The following is a 20,208-nucleotide window of genomic DNA, read 5'->3' as shown; positions in this document are numbered from 1 at the left end:
GTGCAGCGACGAGGCACGATCGTCCACCGCGGTTTGTCCCCCTCTTCCAACGCCGCTCAGATCCTGCATTGCATAAGCCGCTTGGTGCATCGGCCGCAATTCCACCAAACGCTTGCGTTGACTTCCTCCCCGCCTAACATGACCTGAATTGTGAACCCCCGCAGGGGCGCTGGAATTCAGGAACCGAATGATTCGATCGCTGGTATTTACAACGCAGGGCCGATTGCACAGCAAGGATATCGAGCTGTTCCTCATGCCAACCCTGTTAAGCGACACGAACCTGTTCCTGTGGGTCGACCTCGAAAACCCAACACCTGAGGAGGCCAAATACGTTCTCGAGGACCTGTTTCACTTTCATCCGCTGTCTGTTGAGGACTGCGTCATGGTCAGCCCTTCGCCGAAAGTCGTCGAGTACCAGCCGAAGGAGGACGACCGATTCGCCTCCTACCTTTTCATGGTAATCCATGCCGTCGACTACAGCCGGAAGGATGGTGTCTTCGCAACCCGGGAGCTGAATTTTTTCCTCGGGAAAAACTTCCTGATCACCTACCACGACACGCCCATGAAGAGCGTGTCAGCCACGGAGGAGCAGGCACTTCGCAGCACAATCAACATCGGCCGCGCGCCGGATCGCGTCGCCTACACGCTGCTGGACTCGATCGTGGACAACTACAAGCCCGCGCTGGACGAGCTGTCGTTCGAGATCGCTGAACTCGAGCAGCAGGTGCTTGAATGCCCCACTCGTGAAACGTTGAACAAGCTGATCCAGATCAAGCGCGAGGTGCTGCATCTGCGGCGGATCATCGGTCCGCAACGCGAAGTGCTGGCGCGGTTTGCGCGCGGCGAATTCAAGCTGATTCGCGCCCACATGGTTCCCTACTACCGCAATGTCTACGACTCGTTGTTTCAAATCTCGGAACTTGCGCAGAATTACACTGACTCGCTCACGGGGATTCTGCAGGTCTACCTGAACCTGTCATCGAACCAGACCGGCGAAGTGGTGAAGCTGCTCACGCTGATTACCGTGATCACAACACCCTTGATGATGATCGGCACCTGGTATGGGATGAACTTCGAGGGAATGCCCGAAACCCACTGGAAACACGGATACTGGGTGGCCGGCACCGTGACACTGGTTTCCACAGCAGCGACATACTGGTACTTTCGAAAACGGAAGTGGTTTTAATGGCACCGAAATCCAGCTTTCTCGACAAGGTCCTGGGCCGCATCGGACGGCTCGACGCGGAAGGTCTGCAAACGGTTGTCCAACGACTCGCGCGCGAACGCAGTTTTCTGGAAACGCTCTTTAACACGATCGAGGATGGCGTTCTTGTGGTCGATGAAGAGGGCCGGGTGCTCTACTTCAATCACGCTGTCACGCGCCTCGTCGGGCTTCAGCCGAATACCGAGGGCGAGCCCATCGGACGGTTCATTCCCGAACTCGACTGGAAAGAGGTGCTGAAACTCGATTCCGACGGCGGGCAGCGCGTGGTGAGGCACGAGTTCGAAGTGCATTATCCGCGCCCCCGGTTCCTGCGGCTCTACGCCGCGCCCCTCGACGGCGAAGCGGCAGGCAGTTCAGGCGTTGCCTTGATCGTTCACGATGCCACTGAAGCGCGTCAGAAAACGTTCGAGGCAATCGAAAGCGAACGCATCCAGGCGCTCACCCTTCTGGCCGCAAGCGTCGCGCACGAAATCGGCAACCCGCTGAACGCGCTGCACATTCACCTGCAATTGATCGAACGGGAACTGAAACGCATGTCGTCAGTGGCGAACGAAACGGCCCGCCCCGTCAAATCGCGCCTGTCGAAAAGCCCGCCGCAAAACGCAACCCCGGATTCCATCGCCCGCCTGGAACAATATCTCGGTGTTGCAAAAGGAGAAATCAACCGGCTCGACTACATCGTCACCCAATTTCTTCACGCCATTCGTCCTGCCCCGCCACAGTTGAAGATGGCGTCGCTTAACGAAGCCGTCGCCAAGACTCTCGACCTTCTCGGGCCCGAACTGGAAAACCGCGGGCTGAAGGTTCTTTCCCGGCCGGCACCCCACCTGCCCCGCGCACCGGTCGACGTGTTGCAGATGCAGCAGGTGCTGGTCAACCTGGTGAAGAATGCGATGCAATCGACGAGCCGCGGTGGTTCGATCACGCTGCAAACCGGCGAAGGATCCGACGGCGTCTGGGTCAGCGTCGCCGATACAGGCGCGGGAATTCCGCAAGAGCAGTTGAATCGAATCTTCGAACCCTTCTACACGACGAAGAAAAAGGGCTCGGGTCTCGGATTGATGATCGTCCAGCGCATCGTCCGCGCACATGGCGGGCGCATTGATCTGGAAAGTCAGGCGGGACGCGGCACCACGTTTCGAATCTGGCTTCCGTTGCACGAACGCAAACCCCGGCTTCTCGAGGCGCCGCAGGATTGAATTGCGAAACGGCCGATACAATTTACGATTCGCCCGGCGTCCGTCAGCGAACAGGAAGTAATCACTCAACTCGCAGACTCGCGTCGCTGTTCAGCCCATGACTCCAACTCTGCTTATCGTTGACGACGAAAAGACAACGCGTGAAGGCCTCCGCGCGGCGCTGGAGGATCGTTACGACGTTTACCTCGCCGACGACGCCCGCACGGCAATGGACCTCCTGGAACGTGAGAACTTTGATGTTTTGCTCACGGACTTCCGCCTGCCCAATGAGGACGGCATGAACCTGATCGTGCGCGCAAAATCACTTTCCAAACCTCCGATCTGCATTCTGATGACCGCGTACGGCTCGGAGGAAATCGCGGTCGAGGCGCTGAAGCGGGGCGCGGACGATTACATTGCAAAGGGGCGCCTGCAGATCGACGAACTGGAAGTGCGCATAGCCCGCGCGCTGCGCCAGCAGAATCTCGAAGTTGAAAACGTCTCCCTGCGCAAACAGCTCGATTCGAAATTTGGGCTGGAGCATGTGATCGGCCAGTCGGAGGCCATGGAGGAGGTGTTCAAGATGGTGAAGCAGGTTGCACCCGCGCGGACCTCCATCCTGCTGCTCGGCGAAAGCGGCACGGGAAAGGAGCTGATTGCAAAGGCCATTCATCAGCTCAGCCCCCGCGCGCGGCAGCCGCTCGTGACGGTCAATTGCGCGGCGCTTCCGCCCACGTTGCTGGAAAGTGAACTGTTCGGCCACGAAAAGGGCGCCTTCACTGGCGCACACGAGCGGCGCATCGGACGCTTTGAGCAGGCGCAAGGCGGGACGTTGTTCCTCGATGAGATTGGGGAAATTGACGCCATGCTGCAGGTCAAACTGCTGCGCTTCCTCGGCGAGCGGACCTTTGAGCGTGTCGGTTCGAGCAAAACGATCACCGCCGACGTGCGCATCATTGCCGCAACGAACCAGGACCTCGCCGAACTCGTCAAGACCAAGCAGTTCCGGGAAGATCTATATTTCCGTCTCAAGGTGTTCGAAATCGTCCTGCCTCCGCTGCGCCAAAGAACGAGCGACATCCCGCTGCTCGCGCAAGCCTTCCTTCGGGAATTTGCGAAGGAAAACAAGAAATCGATCAATGACTTTACGGCCGACGCCATCGATGCATTGCTCTCTCATCACTGGCCTGGAAATGTTCGCGAGTTGCGGACTGCAATCGAACATGCGGTGGTGCTGTGCCGCGGAGAACGGATCTCGGCTCGCGACTTGCCCCCGTCGGTTCGCAGCGCGGCGGGCGACGGCGGAAGCGATCCCCAGCGGGTCCTCGCCCGGAACGATATCACCGTTAAGGAAGCGGAAAAGCAGCTGCTGATCCGGGCTTTGAAGGAAACCAACGGAAACCGAACCCTGGCCGCCCAAAAGATCGGGATGAGCCGCAGAACGTTGCATCGAAAACTGCATACCTACAATCTGGAGAATCTTTAATGCCATTCCTGCAGGACATCATTCATAAAATCGAAGTCGGCGTCGGGCCGCGGTACATACGTTATGCCCTGATTGTCCTGGCCGCCCTGGCCTTTCTCCTCCTCTACAACCTGCGCGTTGCAAAAAACATTGGTTCTCCGGAAGCCATGGACGCCGCCCAACTGGCGCGGAACATCTCCGAAGGCAGGGGGTACACGACATCCTATGTGCGGCCTTTTAGCATTCATCTCGTCTCGCAGGCAGCGCTCAAATCCAGTGGCGAAACCAACGCGCCGCGCGATCCAACAGGCCTGAAGGGAGGACATCCCGACATTTCGAATCCCCCCGTTTATCCCATTGTCCTGGCCGGCTTGATGAAGATCCTGCCGTTCGAACACAGCGGCTCCAAGGCCAAGCCTTTCTGGAGCAGCAACGGGCGGTTCTGGCGATACCAGCCTGATTTTCTCATCGCATGGTTCAACCAGGCGCTGTTCCTCGGCATCGTGGTTCTCACCTTTTTCTGGGCTCGCTCGCTCTTTGACCAGCCTGTGGCGATCACCTCCGCCGTGCTCCTGTTCGTCTCGGACGTCCTGTGGAAGTTCAGCAGCTCTGGACTTTCAACCATGCTGTTGATCCTCGTTCTCATGGCGGTGTGCTGGACGCTGACGGCAATCCAGCGCGAGTTGATTGAGCCGAAGCGGAACGCCACATGGCTCCTGGGGATGTCCGCCCTGCTGGGACTGCTGTTGGGGCTTGCTACTTTGACGCGATACGGCGCGGGATGGCTGCTCCTGCCGTCGCTGGTTCTCGTAATCGTTTTTGGCGGCGCGCGCCGCGTGCCGATGGCGTTGATTCTGGTGGCGGCGTTCGTCGCGGCCGTGATTCCGTGGGTGGCCCGCAACGTGAGTGTCAGCGGCACGTTTTTTGGCACGGTCACTTACGACCTGTTCAAAGGCGCGAGCTTGTACCCTGAATACACGCTGGATCGATCGCTGGATCCCGACCTGCGGTTTGCGGCGCGTCCGATCTGGATGAAGTTGCTCATCAACAGCGCCATCCTGCTGCGCACCGAGCTCTTCACGTTCGGCAGCGGCTGGGTCATCATGCTCTTCTTTGCCGGACTCATGGTCGCATTCCGAAATCCCCTGCTCGCACGCATGCGGTATTGGGTCTTTGGAAGTCTCGTCGTTTGCTACCTGACACAGGCGCTGGGCCGAACCGCACTTTCCGATGAGAATCCCGGAATCCATTCAGAGAATTACCTCGTGCTGCTGCTTCCTTTTGTGACGGTTTATGGCGCCGCTTTTTTCCAGGTGCTGCTGGAAAACGTCCAGGTGCCCGTTGCCGCAATGCGCCACGCCATCAAGGCGATCTTCGTCGCGCTCGCAGGCATGCCGCTTCTCTTGTTGCTCCTGCCGCCGCGCGGAATTCCCATTCAATATCCGCCGTACTTCCCGCCCGCGATCCAGCAGATTTCAGATTGGGTCAAGCCTAACGAACTCGTGATGAGTGACGTTCCATGGGCCGTGGCGTGGTACGGGGACAGGCAATGCGTGTGGCTGACGCTCGATGGCACAGGCAATCCCGACAGCGTCAACAACGATGAGACCATCTTCGCAATCAACGACGGCCTGAAGCCTGTCTATGGCCTGTATCTTACTCCGCGCACGATGGACATGCGTTTCGAGTCGGACATCATCCAGGGGGGAAGCGGCAGTTGGGGCGCGCTGGTCGTGTCCACGCTGCTGACCAAGGATCCGCAGGGACGTCCCATGGTTCCTGCATCATTCCCGCTCCGAAGCGTTGCGCCGAATTTTTTGCCGGAACAAATGCTCCTGATGGATTGGGCGCGGTGGAATCGACCGGTCGAGACGCAAGCGGTGCCTGCTGCATCTTCGCAGGCAAAATAGATTGCGGCGGTCGCGGAGGGCCGCCATCGTGGAAAAGTAAAAAACATGGCCGCGAAATTCTGGAATCGACTCTCGCACGAGCGCGCACTCTGGCAGCAGGGCAAGCAGTTCGTCGCGGGCGTTGACGAGGCTGGGTGCGGACCGCTCGCGGGTCCCGTCGTTGCCGCGGCCGTGGTATTTCCGATTTCCTGGCTCGAATCCGGACTCTGCACAAAACTGCGCGGCTTGAATGACTCCAAGCAACTGGACGAGGAACAGCGCAACAAATTTTTCCAGGTCCTCACCACTCATCCGGAGATCCGGTACGCCGTTTCCATCGTTGATGTTGAGATGATTGATCGGATCAACATTCGACAGGCGGCGTGGCGCGCAATGAACCACGCATTGGATCAGGTTCAGCCCAGGCCTGACCACGTTCTCGTAGACGGCCTGAAAATCAAGTGGCTTCCGTACGCGCAGACAGCGCTCGTTCAAGGCGACGCCCGCAGCTATTCAATTGCAGCCGCCAGCGTCATTGCCAAGGTGACGCGGGATCGCAAGATGTTTGAGCTCGACGCGGTCTTTCCCGGCTACGGATTCAGCGAGCACAAGGGATACGCCACTCCCCGGCACTACGAGGCCATTCAGCGTCTTGGCGCGTGCGCCATTCATCGAAGGAGCTTCGCGCCCTTCCGGCCGGTGGCGAGCCCGATGGAATTGTTCGAGTCTGCGGACGCAGCTGCTGAAGCTTCGGGATAACCTGTGTGGCAGAAGGGGTGCATGGGGCTATTTCTTCACATTCGCCAGTGGCTTGGTGGCAATACGCGGCCCGCCCATTTACAGCGCGGCGAACTCGGCGAAAGGGAGGCGCTCCTGCACCTTCGCCAGAAAGGGATGAAATTTCTCACCGCGAACTTCCGCTCCAGGCGCGGAGAGATCGACCTCATTTTTCGCGACAACGACTGCCTCGTCTTCGTCGAGGTCAAGACGCGTTCCTCGGAAGATTGGACGCGTCCAGCAGCTGCCGTGAATGCCCGAAAGCGGCGCCTCCTGTGCCAGACCGCCCTGGATTACCTGCGGCTATTGCACCAACCCAGGGCAAAAATCCGATTCGACATCGTGGAAGTGCTGCTCGGTGCATCAGGCGTTAAGGAGATTCGGCACCTGCCGAACACCTTCGTCATGGAGAAGCCGTATCGCTATGGCTGATTGGCGAGATCGATGGCCTATCCCTGGGCGCCCGCCATCACGTCCGTTCGCTTCAATTCGAGAGCCAATGGCTCCAGGGGCATGGACCGGCCATGATCCAGGAATTCGGAACAAACGCGGAAAAAATCGTGCCTGTTTGTGACGCGGCGGATCTGATGCAGGAAGGCGCCGCTTGGCTCGACACCCAGGCCCAGAAAATTCATATAGCGTTTCATTCGCTCGACCTGCTGGAACTCCGCGACTTCGGGGGAACAAACGGCTTCGTAAAGCGCCTCAACATAATCGAACACATCGCGGCCGGTTGGCCGCGCGATAGGCTCGCCGCGCCGATGCTGCCGCACCTGCTCGAACAGCCAGGGGTTTCGAATGGCGCCGCGTCCAATCATCAAGCCCCGCGCGCCAGTGCTTGCCAGCACGGAAGAGGCTTTTTCCGCGGAATAAATATTGCCATTCGCAAGCACGGGACAATGCATCTCCGCCACAGCCCGCGTAATAAAATCGTAATGAACTTCGCTGCGGTAGCCTTCAGTGACCGTTCGACCGTGAACGGTCAGCAAATCGATGCTGTGCTTGCAGAAGATCGGCAGGAGTTCGTCAAACACGTCCGGCGAATCGAATCCCAGCCGTGTTTTCACGGTGAACTTCACCTGCACCGCGTCGCGTAATGCCCCGAGGATCGCATCCACTTTCTTGGGTTCGCGCAACAACCCGCCGCCTGCGCACTTCTTGTAAACGATCGGAGCGGGACAGCCAAGGTTCAGGTCCACCGCCACAATCGCATGCTGCTGCAATTCGCGGGCGGTTCGAACCAGGGAGGGAATGTCGTTTCCGATCATCTGAGCAATCGCGGGCTTCCCCGTCGGATTCTCCGTGATGGATCGAAGAATGTATTTCTCAATCGTCGAAGTCGGATGCACACGAAAGTATTCCGTCCAATAAACGTCAGGCCCGCCATACTTCGCCATCAGCCCCCAGAAGGGCAGATCCGTCACGTCCTGCATCGGCGCAAGCGCCAGCATAGGTTCGGGACCCTTCAGCAAGGCGTCGAATGTTTGGTGAGGATTCACTTGGAACAATTAATCACAGTCGAAGCCGAATGAACATGCCGCAATCGCTGCATGGGCCAGGACTACGTCCCAAGCGGCGCGAACTGCGGATGCGCGCAAAGGCGCTGCCAATTTTCCTCGGACAAACGTGACTGCGAATAAACCGCTTCTCGCAATGGTTCTGCGCTGTCGGATCGCCGCGCCCGCTCCAGCCATCGTTGGTCCAACGGTTCCTTGAGCAACCCGCGATGACTTGCCGCGATCGTGGTTTCCTCCTTCATCCCGGAAGAACGCCCAGCTCCCACAAACCACCCGCCCAGCAACATTGCCGTTCGCGCCATCGTGCTTCGGGTGAAGTTCGCCAGCACGCACGGGTGCAGGTCATCCACGCGTGCCAGAAGATTCTCAAACAACGCTACCGTCCACATCTCGGGATTCTTCCGCGGAGAATGAGGATCAAAGAGAATGGCTTGCGGTGCCGGAACATCACGCGTTGAGGCTTCCGCAAGTAGCAATGGAAACTCGCCGCGATGCAAGGTCCACACCACCCGCAGCTTTCCGGCTTCGATTGTCGCCGTTCCACAGGCGATCAATTCTTTGAGAGCGGATTCAAACCCGCACAGATATGACAACTCTTCCCGATGACCCAGAGCAAACTCCAGCGCGCGGGTGGTTCGATCGAAGCTGGCGAGCCGAACTTCAGTAATGAATTCACGGGCCGCTTTTGCAACATGCCCGGCAATGTGACGGATTGACGTCACCGCGTTTGCGGCGGCTCCAAGTCCAACGTCCCAGATCACAAAACCGCCTTCCGCGGCAACTGCGCGATGCCCCAGTTCCAACTGCACCGCATACAACGCTTCCGCCTCAGCAACAGGACCGATTCCCGGATGAAAGGTCTCGGATTCAGCCAGGGATCGAACGGAGAAAGTGCCATTCGCCAGGCGAACAATCGTGTAGCCTTCGGCCATGAATTACATCAAAGAGGCAACACCGGTCTGAGGATCACAGCCCGAACATTCACGGGCGGCCAGCGTTCCTCATAGGTTTAAAGACTATAACGCGCCAACGCGTGATTCACTCATAAAAAAGGCGGCACCCTGTGAGTGCCGCTTGTCGAGTGCGCCAGAATTAAAGTTGTTGCATCGCCTTGTCCAGCGCCGTGAGCAGCGGTTGCATCGAGGCTTCGGTTTCATCGCCCATGTTGGAGATGCGGAATGTGGTGCCCTTGATCTTTCCGTACCCGCCATCGATCAGGAATCCCTGGTCCTTCACCAGCTTCTGCAGCTTCGCCACGTCCACTGTCCGTCCGCCCGGTTTTGCACCGTTGTTCACGCAGGTCAGAGTCAGCGACTCAAAACCCGCGTCCGGAAACAGCGTGAAGCCGTGCTTCGCAGTCCAGCCGCGCACCTGCTGGTTGGTCTTCTGATGCCTGGCATATCGGTTCTCCAAACCTTCTGCAAAGAATTCATCCAGCTTGGAAGAGAGCGCAGAGATGTGGCTGATGCTGGGCGTGCTGGGTGTCATGCTCTGTTCTGCGTTCTTCTGGAATTCGACAAAGTCGAAATAATATCCGCGATCCTTGACTGTCGCCGCCTTGGCAAGCGCCGCGGGAGAGCAGGTGAACACGGCAAGTCCAGGCGGCAGCGCGAAAGCCTTCTGCGTTCCTGCGAGGAGGACATCAATGCCAAGTTCATCAAACTTCAGAGGCACCGCGCTCATGGAGCTGACTGCGTCCACGATGAACATCACGTCCGGAAACTTGCGCTTCAGCGCGGCAATCTCAGTGAGCGGGCTCATCACGCCGGTGGATGTCTCGTTATGAATCAGCGTGAGTGCATCGAACTGCCCGGTCGCCAGTTTCTTCTCCACCTCCGTAGCGGTGATCGGCGAACCCCAAGGCACCTGCAGCGCGTCAGCGTCTTTTCCGCATCGTTTGGAAACGTCCAGCCATTTGTCCGAGAACGCGCCGCACATGCAGTTCAGCACCCGCTTCGTGACGAGATTCCGAATCGCGCCCTCCATGACACCCCACGCGGAGGATGTGGAGAGATAAACCAGCTGCCGGGTGGAAAGCAGTTGCTGAAGTTGCGGCTGAACCTTCGCGTACAGGTCTTTGAAGCCCTGCCCGCGATGGCCAATCATTGGAGAACACATTGCCTTGAATGTCTTCTCGCTGACTTCGATCGGTCCCGGAATATGCAGTTTCACGTGTGCCATAAAGCGCGAAAAGCTTTCATGACGAACTGTTGAAACGCAAGGGAGTTTTGGCCAATGACTTTTTGCTATGCAGCGTGTGAACAAAAGGGGGTGAGACTCCGCACTGCTCGCGCAAGGAGCGCGTGCCTTCAGCCCAATTCAGGTTGAAGCGTTGCGAATGCAGCGAGAAATTCCCACGCATCGCAGTGGCGTAAAAGAACCGAATCGAGGACGATCAATTCTTCCGAAGCGGAAACCGCTGGCGCCACGTTTCAAATCGTTCGAGCGCATCCTCGGGCCCGTCCCCAAACCAACTATATCCAATCCGCCGCTCCTCGGAGACAGCATCGACCTTGTCATGGATGGTTTTGTCGCGATCGCCGAAGATTGGACGATCGGTCCCTATCTCGTAATAGCGCGCCCACAGTGGACCTTCGCCATCAGCGGGAAGCAGGACGCGGCCACGATCATTGGCCCGCCGATAAGCCACATCGCGCAGGGCCGTTTTTTCAAACCATGCAGCCGCCGCGTGCACCGATTCCACAATTTCAGGAGAAGGTTTGGGCAATTGCATCAGGAACAGCATGAGATTCGCACTCTCGGCCGATGCGAGCGACACCATCTCGAAGTTCCGCGCGGAAGTCGGCTGCAGGGTCAAAGGATCGCTCTGTTGCGGCCAGACCGTCAAACCCCCGTTGGTTCGCACCTGCGTCTTCAATACACAATCCAATCCCTTCTTGAAGGATTCAGCTGCCTGATTTCGGATCGCATCCGGCACAAATCGGAACTCATTGGTTCCCATGGACACATTCCGCAACAAAGCGAGGACGTTGACGATGGCATTGTCGTTGAACGTGATCGCGTCGTGATAGTTACCCTGCAACGGCCAGACCTGCGGCCACCCGCCGTTGGGATACTGCGCATCGAGGATGTATTGAATGCCCTGCAGGAATGCCTTCGTCAGCCCTGCCTCGCTCGGCGCATCGGTGGCGTACGCATCGATCACCCGCGCCAGAAACCGGAGTTGCATCACGGTCGCGTCATTGTCGAACGTTCCAATGTAATTCCAGCTGGCATCGGACAAATCAAAATCCTCGGTGCCTTGAAAACGGGAAAGGTTTGCCACGCCAAACAACATTCCAGGATGGCGCGGGCGGGTCATGTCGATGTTCTTGCTCCAGCCGCCCGCCGGGGTTTGGAAGGTGACGATTGCCTCAGCAACACGCCGCGCCTCAGCCTGACGGTAATAATCCGCCGAACGATCAGGGGACATCCACGCTTTGGATCGCGCCTCCTGCGGCGATGTCAGATTGGTCACCTGCTGCGTCCGGAGTTCGCGTTGCAAAAATGCCCGATCGCGGACCAATTGCCGCGCCGAGCGTTGCATGTATTCCGTCCAGCGACCCCGGTCGGGCTCGGGAAGCGCAGCGATCCGGCTTGGAGAAAGCGGGAGCGCAGGTGTGTTGGTGCCGATCACCGCGCAATGGCCTTCAAAAGCAAAACCTGCCACCGAGGCTAGAATCGCGACAACCCATCCCAAGGTTCGCAAACGAAGTGAAGGCAGTGGATGCACAGTGCCAATTTAGAGTGCGCTCCGTCGAATTCAGTTACGGATTTCTGCATACCGCCAATCGAATTCGGAACCGTGCGGGAAAAGGAAAAGGCAGGCGTGAGCCTGCCTTTTGCTGAATGAAGATTATTTTGGCGCGTTTACTTGCGAGCGCCCTTGTCTGCTTTGGCGCCCTTTTCAGCCTTCGCTCCGCGAGGCGCTGCTTCTGGCGCGGCGGCTTCCGCTTCACCGCGGCGGCCACGCTTTTCGGTGCGGGGCTCTTCCCGCTTTCCTTCCCCGGCTCCTGCGGCAGGTTCTGGCGGAGGCGTGGTGCTCTCGATGCGCAGCTTCAGCTTGGCATTCACGTCATGATGCAGGCGGAGTTCAACTTCCTGTTCGCCCAGCGCGCGAATCGGCTGCTCCAGATGGATCTTGCGCTTGTCGAGCGTGATGTCGAACTGGTGCTTCAGCTCGTCGGCGATCATCCCTGTCGTCACTGTGCCGAACATCTTGCCATCTTCGCCGGTTTTCACCTTGATGACGCAGATCAGCTTGGAGACGCCCTTGGCGAGCTCGCTCATCGAATTAAACTCATGCGCTTCGCGCTCGGCGCGCTTCTTTTTCAGCGCTTCCAGGTGGCGCTTGTTTGCCTGCGTGAGCGGGATGGCGAGGCGTTGGGGGAAAAGGTAATTGCGGGCGTAGCCTGCGGCGACCTTGACCTGGTCGGACTCGCCGCCAAGGCCAACAATGTTGCTGGTGAGAATAACTTCAGTCTTTGCCATACGAAATTGTGCTGTTGATGGTTGAAGGTTGATCGCAATTGGGCTCAACCTCCTGAAACCCGTGAATCAAAATGGAACGTCGTCTTCCTCTGGAGGCGCCATGTCGGGTTCGGCTGCTGCAGGTGCCGATGACGGGCCCGCCGGAGCTGGAGCGCGCCGCGGTGCATCTGAACCGCCGCCCTCGGCGCCGCGATTCCCCCCGCCAAGGAATTGAAACGCTTCAACGACCACACCCAGCTTGCTGCGCTTTTGTCCCGTCTGCTTGTCATCCCATTGATCAAGCCGCAATCGTCCTTCCACCAGGATCGGACTGCCCTTCTTCATATATTGGCCAATCGTTTCGGCCTGGCGTCCAAAGGCGTCAACGTCCACGAACGTGACCTCTTCCTTGCTCTCTCCAGCTTCATTCTTCCAGGTGCGATTCACCGCGAGGCCGATCTTCGCAATGGCCGTCCCCTTGGGCGTATAGCGCAATTCCGGATCGCGCGTGAGGTTCCCCACCAGGATGACTTTATTGAAGCTGGCCATAACGAGCCTGGATCAGGGAGCAACTGTCACCGCAGGCGCAGCAGTGAAGAGGACGCGAAACACGTCTTCATTCAGTGCGAAACGGGTGCGGAGCTGCTGGACCGTTTTGGGTTCGCTCTCGAAAATGACGTTCACATAGAACCCTGCGGTGTGCTTCTTGTCGGCGATGCGGCTGAAATTGCGCTTGTCCATCTTCTGGACCGTTTCAATTTTTCCGCCCTGGTTGGTGATCTCAGCGGAAATCTGGTCGATGACGTCCTTGACGCCTTCTTCTTTCCCCGCGGTTTCCAATATGAACAAGCCTTCGTATCGTTTCACTGCTCTGGTCTTTCGTTCACGGCGCCGTCACGACACCGTTAAATTGATTCATTGCTTTCTCTATTCCGGCCTTCAGCCAGCATTCTGCCTGGTCGGCGGCCGCCGTCAGAACTTTCTCCGCCACCGTCCATTCGTCGGGCGAAAAACGGCCAAGAACATAATTCGCGATCTCACGCGCATTGTCGCGCCGCCCTATCCCAATTCGAAGCCGCGCATACTCACGGCTGCCTAGCCGTCGCTCGATCGACTCGAGCCCATGATGCCCGCCGCTGCTTCCACGCGGTCGCAACCTGATCTCGCCAAACGGCAGGTCCGCGTCATCCACGACCACCAGAATCCGGCTCAGCGCAACCCGATAAAACAGAGCCAATGGTCCGACTGAGTCGCCACTTGCGTTCATGAACGTTTGCGGCTCGCAAAGCACAACCCGCTGTCCGCTCAACTCCGCGCGGGCGATCCTCGCGCTGAACCTCTTCTCAAAACTCCAACTGGCACCCCAACGTTCGACCAGTTTTTGAACCAGCAGGAACCCCGCATTGTGCCGGGTTCTTGCATACTCCGCGCCGGGATTTCCCAATCCCACGATAAGGTGCATGTTCTCCATGCGCGGATTTCGCGGGAACCGGACCTTCCGGCTCGTTCTTCCAGATTACTTCTTCTTTTCCGCAGGCTTCTCCGCACCCGCCTTCTTGTCGCCACCGGCAGGAGCCTTGCCGCCTTCTTCGCCTTCCTTCTTCTCCTTGATCATCTCGACTTCGCCCGCTCCAGCCGCTGCGTCTGCTGTGGCGGTCTCTTCAGCCTCGGTGCGCGGTGCCGCAACGGAGACAACAGGAATGTTCTTGTCACCCAAGATCTCCACGCCTTCGGGCGCTGGAATCTCTCCAATGTGAATCGTCTTGTTCAGTTCGAGCGCACTGACATCAATGACCACCTGCTCGGGCAAATCCTTCGGCAGCGCGCGAACCTTGATCTTGAACAGCACGTGTTCAAGGACCCCGCCGCTGTTCTTCACGCCCGTGGGTTCGCCAGTCGTTTCCACAGGCACCATGATGGTGACCTTCTCGGTCTCGGAGACTTCGTGAAAATCAACGTGGAGGATGTGGCCGTGCAGCGGGTGATGTTGGATTTCCTGCACCAGCGCCAGCCGTTTCGGCCGGGCATCGTCCTTCAACGCAAGGTCCACCAGCAAATTCTCGGACGCGGAACGATGGATGAGATCGCCGATCTCGCGGGCATTGACCTCGAGGCTCTGGGGCTTGTCGGGACCGCCGTAAATCACGGCAGGGATGCGCCCGTTGCTGCGCAGTTTCTTGGCCCCGGCCCGGCGACCGAGCGAACGGGCGAATGCATTCAAAGGTACAGTTTTCATTTTCTTAAATCTATTCCCGGCAACGCCGCCCAGAGTCAACTGGTGCGCCCGCCCTTAAATTCAAACAGCGAATTGACCGACGAATTGCTGTGAATCCGTTTGATCGCTTCGCCTAAAAGCCCCGCCACCGACAACGTGGTAATTCTTACCCCGTCTATAGCGGGGCGAAGGACAGTATCAGTTGTTATCAGTTCGTCAATGACCGATTTTCGGAGGCGTTCGATGCCCATGTCATTGAGAATCGCATGCGAAACGCATGCAAGAATCTGCTGCGCCCCAGCCTCCTTCAACAGGCTCGCCGCCTGTGTCAAGGTGCCCGCCGTCTCGGTCAGGTCGTCAACCAGCAGGACGTTCTTGCCCTTGATTTCGCCAATCACCGCCATCGACTCCACCTCGGTCGCGCTCTTCCGCCTTTTGGCCACGATGGCAAGGCTGGCCTCGAGGGTCTGCGAATACGCATGCGCCATCTTCAAGCCGCCAACATCGGGGCTCACCACAACCAAATCCTTCAACTTCTTCGTTTTGAGATACTCATACATCACAGGCGCCGCGTAGAGATGATCCACCGGGATGTCAAAGAACCCCTGGATCTGCTGTGCGTGCAGATCCATCGTGAGAATGCGATTCACCCCCGCAGCCACGAGCAGGTTCGCAATCAACTTTGCCGTGATGGGAACGCGCGGCTGATCCTTGCGATCCTGGCGGGCGTAACCGTAGAAGGGCAGCACCGCCGTGATGCGATTCGCGCTGGCGCGTCGCAGCGCGTCAATCATGATGAACAACTCCATCAGATTATGATTGCTGGGAGGCGACGTGGGCTGGACAACGAAGACATCTTCGCCCCGGACATTCTCCTCGATCTTTACAAACGTTTCGCCGTCCGGGAATGGCTTGATCGTGCATTGGCCTGCCTGCGAGCCGATCGAATTGCAGATCGCACGGGTCAGAGGTTCATTGGCCGTACCGCTGAAGATTTTCACAATGTAACTTGATGCAAAAACAAAAAATCCACCGCTGCCGGTGGTAAAGCGACCGGGACTTTATCAGTGAACAACCTCGGCGCAAGTGAAAATCCGGAAGCAATGAAGCCAGGGGTGCATGTCGACAAGGGCTGGGGGGAGGATGAGCGTTTGAACTGGAAACGGCGGCACGCCTTGAAGCCCGGGGCATGATCCCATGGCCGGGACTGATCTGTTGTTCGCAAGCCGTGACGCTTGGTTTCGCGTGCCATCCGCACCCTTTCAAGCTGAAGCGGCCTGAAAGCACTCCCTTGAGAACCCGAGCTACCGTCCCGGTCCATGAAGCGCCACGAGTTGAACCCCCTCGCGACGCTTCAACACGGCTTCCACTTTCGGCACGTAAAGCCGCGTTTCAGCCGGCAATCGATTTGCAATGGCATCGAAGGTCTTGCCGCGGCTTCGCTCCAGCGCCCGGCCTACAGTCCCCTCCCCTGCATTATAAGCCGCCACCGCAAGGCGCCAGTCTTTGAATCGGCGATAAAGATACGCAAGGTGGCGCGCCGCCGCATCCGCGCTCTCCTCGGGCCGGTACCGCTGATCCAACGGCCAGGTCTTGAGCCCGTATTGCTTCGCCGTAGCCGGCATCAACTGAAACAAACCAGCCGCGCCAGCCGGGCTTTTCGCACGCGGGTCAAACGAGGATTCCACTTCAGCAATCCACACCAGCTCAGGCGGCAGCCGATGCCGTTCAAACACCGGCTTCAACCGTTTCACGTAAGGGGCAGCTGCGGCAGGAACAGGACGGGCTGAAACTTTCTCGATCCAAACTTCGCGCTCCAGTTGCGGGCTCGGGATGGGTTGCGAGCGAGGGACTGAATTAGTTGCACCCCGCGGCGCCGTAATTCGAAACTGCAACTGCTCCGCCACCTCGAGGTAATCGAGCCGGCTCTTCAGCCAGATCGCATACGCCTGGGTGTCTGCGTTCGCCTCCAGCAATGGCAGAATGCCTTTGGCAATGTCGCGAAGTTCGGCCACATCAACAACGTATTCTCCGTGAAATCGCTTCTGGATCTCCTTGAAGAATGTTTCAACCTGCTTCTGGTCCGCAGCTCCGAGCGAGCGCAGCACGTCTTCATCAATGTTCTCTTCCGCCCATTGCTGGACCGCTTGCAAGGCGTCAGCATCAATGGTGAAGCTTTCCTCCTGTGCCGAAGCAACCGCTACAAATGCCGCCGCAATCACCAGGAAACCGAACTGTTTCGTCGAACGGCTCCTGCACCGCCCAGACCAAGAATGTCTCATGAAGCGCTGACTTCCTGGGGACTCTTCCCGCCCGCGACCAGGAACAGCACCGCCATGCGCACAGCCAGACCATTGGTCACCTGCTCGAGAATCAGTGAGCGATCGCCATCGGCAATTTCGCTATCGATTTCCACGCCGCGGTTGATCGGACCGGGATGCATGATGAGAGCGTCGGGCCGCGCGCGCGAAAGCCGTGTTTTATTGAGGCCGAACAACGTGGTGTACTCGCCTATGCTCGGGAACATGGTCTTGCGCTGCCTCTCATGTTGAATGCGGAGAAGATTGATGATGTCCGCGTCTTCTATCGCCTCGTCGACGTTGTAAGTGACCCGGCAGCCCATCTGTTCAAACACGCGGGGCACAAGAGTCGCGGGTCCGCACAGCGTGACGTTCGCCCCAAGCTTCGTCAGCGCCCAGATGTTCGAGCGCGCAACCCGGGAGTAGAGGATGTCTCCCAGGATCGTGACATTCAACCCGGCCAGATTCCCCTTGCGTTCACGGATCGTAAACGCGTCCAGGAGCGCCTGCGTGGGATGCTCATGCGCGCCGTCACCCGCATTGATGACGCTGGCGTTGCACACGCGGGAGAGAAAAGTCGCGGCGCCGGACGCGCTATGGCGGATCACAATGAAGTCCGCATTCAACGCCTCCAGGTTCTTTGCAGTGTCCTTCAGCGTCTCACCCTTCTTGAGCGATGACGCTTCCGCGGTGAAGTTGATGATATCGGCCGAAAGACGCTGCTCGGCGAGTTCGAAGCTGATGCGCGTGCGCGTGGAAGGTTCAACGAACAGGTTCACCACTGTTTTTCCGCGAAGGGCCGGAACTTTCTTGATGACGCGCGTGCCCACGGCTTTGAACGCTTTCGCGGTGTCGAGAACCGTATTGAGTTCCTCCGCGGTCAGCGACTCGATATCGAGCAAATGCTTTCGATTCCAGCTCATGCGGATTCAGATCGCTTCTGCAGAACCACCTCGTCGTGGGCTGCCCCGCCTTCAACAAGCCGCACCACCACCTTCTCGGAAATGGAAGTGGGAACGTTCTTTCCGACAAAGTCCGCCTTGATCGGCAACTCGCGATGGCCGCGATCGATGAGCACCGCAAGTTGGATTTTTTTTGGCCGCCCGAAATCGTTCAACGCATCCATCGCCGCACGTGTCGTGCGTCCGCTGAATAAAACGTCATCCACAAGCACGACTGTCTTCCCTGTAACATCAAAGGGAATCACCGTCGGAAACACCTGCGGCGCCGCTCGGTGATTCAGGTCGTCCCGGTGCATCGAGACGTCGAGCACCCCGACAGGCACGGGATGCTGCCAAATCCCCGTGAGAACCGAGGTCAGCCTGCGCGCAAGGTCATCGCCGCCGATGGGGACTCCAACCAGAACCACCTCATGGCTGTTCTCGTTGCGCTCGGCGATCTCGTGGCCGATGCGGATGATGGCGCGCTGAACGGCAGCGGCGTTCAGGATGACGCAGGATTCGGACATAAAAAAACGAACACACCCGGGCAGGGTTGTTCGTCGCATTGAAAATGATGGGTCATCGATCCTTGGCCGCCTCGCAGGGCCGCCTTAAAGGAACCGCAGTTTTGATCAGTTGGTGCCGAGGCGCGCTTTTCGCCATTTGGATCGGTGCTTGATAATCCAATCCGTCAGCGCACGCTCGAAACCAATATCCCGTCCAGCCTTTTCTGACTCGATCCACTTGTGCTTGAGGATCTCTTCGCGCTCGGCCTGAAATTCGCGGTAAAGCGAGGAGTTCCTCAGGAGGTCACTTGCCTGGGCGGGCTCGTTAGTTTGGTCCGACATATACAAAGGGTGCCTTTGCCGCGCAACTCTATGAGGCAGTCCCAAGACTGACAATGCAAAACTGGCGGTCCCGGACGTGCCTGTATGTATTACCAGCTCAGGCTGACTGAATCTATAGGCATCCGCCGCCTTTGCAAATCACCCGTTCGCACTACACGCTCTGGCCAAGACGCTGCTGCAGGGCTGCGGCTATTCTCAGAAACGCCTGAGCCGGAGGGGCTTCCGGCGATGCCACCACAACCGGAACGCCGCAATCGCCGCCCTCGCGGATCTCCGTGAAGATGGGGACTTCCCCCAGGAACGTCACTCCCTTGCGCTCCGCCTCCGCCCTGCCGCCGCCGTGGCCAAAGATCTCAACACGATCCCCGTTAGGTGCCGTGAAATAGCTCATATTTTCCACAATCCCAAGAATCGGCACGTTCACTTTCTCAAACATCCCCACGCCTTTGCGGACGACTCCGAGTGACGCCTCCTGGGGTGTGGTGACAATGACGCCGCCGTCCAATGGAACTGTCTGGCAAAGCGAAAGCTGGGCGTCGCCCGTTCCCGGAGGAAGATCAACGATGAGGAAATCAAGATCGCCCCATGCCACCGACGAGAAGAACTGTTGAATGGTTTTGTTGATCATCGGCCCACGCCAGATCACGGGTTGATCGTCGTCCACCAGAAAACCGATGCTCATCAGCTTCACGCCATGACTCATTGGTGGGATCATGCGTTCGTCAGGCGCAAGTGTGGGTTTGTCCCGCGTGCCCATCATGAGCGGAATGCTTGGACCATAAATGTCGCAATCAAGCAGTCCGACGCTTGCGCCCAGATGGTGCAGGGCGCAGGCGAGATTCACCGCGGTCGTTGACTTGCCGACACCGCCTTTGCCGCTGGCCACGGCAACGATGTGGCGCAAGCCCGGAACCCGGCCTTGCTGCGACCACGGGCCCTGGCCAGTGGCGGGCGCCGCTCCTGCTTGCTGACGGACATCGACGTGAACGGCTTGAATCCCTGGCAACGCCTTCAGGGCGCGTTCGCTTTCCACCTTGATCTGTTGCGCGGCTTCAGGGTTGTTTGTCGTCAACTGCATCCCCACCGACACAGCGCCATTGTTCACCGCAATTTCCTTCACGAGGCCGAAGGAAACAATATCTCGCGAATAACCAGGATACTTTACCGCGGCCAAAGCGTTGCGGACGTCGTTTTCCGTAAGCATAGAGCCGACACGTTCACCCAAGCGCCAGTTGAAGGCAAGCAAGCATCACCCGTCAGCCCGCCGGGTGCATCCCGACACTGCCCTGCCGAGCGACCTTCAGGTCGCTTCAATGGTCGCACCTAAGCGTGTTCACAAGATTGAAAAGAAGTTGCTGCAGCGAAGGCCACGAAGAGAAGACG

The 20,208-nt window shown here is 58.3% G+C and carries 21 protein-coding genes; 6 read left to right on the top strand and 15 right to left on the bottom strand.

Annotation, left to right across the window (positions count from 1 at the left end; translation table 11 throughout):
- Positions 1-187 precede the first annotated feature (187 nt).
- From corA to VEH04_20365, 6 genes are all read left to right on the top strand, one after another.
- The gene (gene corA / locus VEH04_20390) at positions 188-1,186 is read left to right on the top strand and encodes a magnesium/cobalt transporter CorA (protein HYG25134.1); all 999 of its coding nucleotides are present in this window, start codon (positions 188-190) and stop codon (positions 1,184-1,186) included.
- Positions 1,186-2,424, top strand: a complete 1,239-nt coding sequence (locus VEH04_20385) for an ATP-binding protein (GenBank protein ID HYG25133.1) — start codon at positions 1,186-1,188, stop codon at positions 2,422-2,424. The genes corA and VEH04_20385 overlap by 1 nt, the downstream gene beginning before the upstream one ends.
- 97 nt (positions 2,425-2,521) lie before the next feature.
- The gene (locus VEH04_20380; protein HYG25132.1) at positions 2,522-3,889 is read left to right on the top strand and encodes a sigma-54 dependent transcriptional regulator; all 1,368 of its coding nucleotides are present in this window, start codon (positions 2,522-2,524) and stop codon (positions 3,887-3,889) included.
- Positions 3,889-5,778 (top strand): hypothetical protein, encoded by a 1,890-nt coding sequence (locus VEH04_20375; GenBank protein HYG25131.1) that lies wholly within the window; start codon positions 3,889-3,891, stop codon positions 5,776-5,778. The genes VEH04_20380 and VEH04_20375 overlap by 1 nt, the downstream gene beginning before the upstream one ends.
- Complete coding sequence (locus VEH04_20370; GenBank protein HYG25130.1) at positions 5,779-6,516, top strand: ribonuclease HII; 738 nt, start codon at positions 5,779-5,781, stop codon at positions 6,514-6,516.
- A 21-nt stretch (positions 6,517-6,537) separates the two neighbouring features.
- Positions 6,538-6,966 (top strand): YraN family protein, encoded by a 429-nt coding sequence (locus tag VEH04_20365; GenBank protein HYG25129.1) that lies wholly within the window; start codon positions 6,538-6,540, stop codon positions 6,964-6,966.
- 17 nt (positions 6,967-6,983) lie between these two features.
- Here the strand turns inward: VEH04_20365 and VEH04_20360 are convergent, their stop codons facing one another.
- From VEH04_20360 to VEH04_20290, 15 genes are all read right to left on the bottom strand, one after another.
- Entirely contained in the window at positions 6,984-8,033 is a 1,050-nt protein-coding gene (locus VEH04_20360) for a tRNA-dihydrouridine synthase family protein (protein HYG25128.1), read from the bottom strand.
- 62 nt (positions 8,034-8,095) lie between these two features.
- The gene (locus VEH04_20355; GenBank protein HYG25127.1) at positions 8,096-8,983 is read right to left on the bottom strand and encodes an MnmC family methyltransferase; all 888 of its coding nucleotides are present in this window, start codon (positions 8,981-8,983) and stop codon (positions 8,096-8,098) included.
- A 160-nt stretch (positions 8,984-9,143) separates the two neighbouring features.
- Positions 9,144-10,232, bottom strand: coding sequence for an alanine--glyoxylate aminotransferase family protein (locus tag VEH04_20350; protein HYG25126.1), 1,089 nt, complete (start codon positions 10,230-10,232; stop codon positions 9,144-9,146).
- 214 nt (positions 10,233-10,446) lie between these two features.
- Positions 10,447-11,784, bottom strand: coding sequence for a pectate lyase (gene pelA, locus VEH04_20345; GenBank protein ID HYG25125.1), 1,338 nt, complete (start codon positions 11,782-11,784; stop codon positions 10,447-10,449).
- Between the two features lie 137 nt (positions 11,785-11,921).
- On the bottom strand, positions 11,922-12,542 hold the full coding sequence (gene rplI / locus VEH04_20340) for a 50S ribosomal protein L9 (protein ID HYG25124.1): 621 nt from the start codon (positions 12,540-12,542) through the stop codon (positions 11,922-11,924).
- A 66-nt stretch (positions 12,543-12,608) separates the two neighbouring features.
- A complete protein-coding gene (gene ssb / locus VEH04_20335) occupies positions 12,609-13,070 on the bottom strand; it encodes a single-stranded DNA-binding protein (protein ID HYG25123.1) in 462 nt (153 codons plus the stop codon).
- A gap of 12 nt (positions 13,071-13,082) precedes the next feature.
- Positions 13,083-13,388, bottom strand: coding sequence for a 30S ribosomal protein S6 (rpsF, locus tag VEH04_20330; GenBank protein HYG25122.1), 306 nt, complete (start codon positions 13,386-13,388; stop codon positions 13,083-13,085).
- 16 nt (positions 13,389-13,404) lie between these two features.
- Positions 13,405-13,992, bottom strand: a complete 588-nt coding sequence (gene pth, locus VEH04_20325; protein ID HYG25121.1) for an aminoacyl-tRNA hydrolase — start codon at positions 13,990-13,992, stop codon at positions 13,405-13,407.
- Between the two features lie 45 nt (positions 13,993-14,037).
- A complete protein-coding gene (locus tag VEH04_20320; GenBank protein HYG25120.1) occupies positions 14,038-14,757 on the bottom strand; it encodes a 50S ribosomal protein L25 in 720 nt (239 codons plus the stop codon).
- Positions 14,758-14,792: 35 nt separating this feature from the next.
- Positions 14,793-15,737, bottom strand: a complete 945-nt coding sequence (locus tag VEH04_20315; GenBank protein ID HYG25119.1) for a ribose-phosphate pyrophosphokinase — start codon at positions 15,735-15,737, stop codon at positions 14,793-14,795.
- Between the two features lie 303 nt (positions 15,738-16,040).
- Entirely contained in the window at positions 16,041-17,018 is a 978-nt protein-coding gene (locus VEH04_20310) for a lytic transglycosylase domain-containing protein (GenBank protein ID HYG25118.1), read from the bottom strand.
- Positions 17,015-17,959, bottom strand: coding sequence for an aspartate carbamoyltransferase catalytic subunit (locus tag VEH04_20305; GenBank protein ID HYG25117.1), 945 nt, complete (start codon positions 17,957-17,959; stop codon positions 17,015-17,017). Before VEH04_20305 ends, VEH04_20310 begins: the two co-directional genes overlap by 4 nt.
- Positions 17,956-18,504 (bottom strand): bifunctional pyr operon transcriptional regulator/uracil phosphoribosyltransferase PyrR, encoded by a 549-nt coding sequence (pyrR, locus tag VEH04_20300; protein ID HYG25116.1) that lies wholly within the window; start codon positions 18,502-18,504, stop codon positions 17,956-17,958. The genes VEH04_20305 and pyrR overlap by 4 nt, the downstream gene beginning before the upstream one ends.
- Positions 18,505-18,609: 105 nt before the next feature.
- On the bottom strand, positions 18,610-18,825 hold the full coding sequence (locus VEH04_20295; protein ID HYG25115.1) for a DUF4032 domain-containing protein: 216 nt from the start codon (positions 18,823-18,825) through the stop codon (positions 18,610-18,612).
- A 151-nt stretch (positions 18,826-18,976) separates the two neighbouring features.
- Entirely contained in the window at positions 18,977-20,029 is a 1,053-nt protein-coding gene (locus tag VEH04_20290) for an Mrp/NBP35 family ATP-binding protein (GenBank protein HYG25114.1), read from the bottom strand.
- Between the last annotated feature and the right edge of the window lie 179 nt (positions 20,030-20,208).

The sequence above is a fragment of the Verrucomicrobiia bacterium genome (genome assembly GCA_035629175.1).
Taxonomy (GTDB): domain Bacteria; phylum Verrucomicrobiota; class Verrucomicrobiia; order Limisphaerales; family DASXHY01; genus DASXHY01.
Note: the sequence above shows the minus strand (reverse complement) of the source record. Positions and strands in the feature narration are given on the sequence as shown.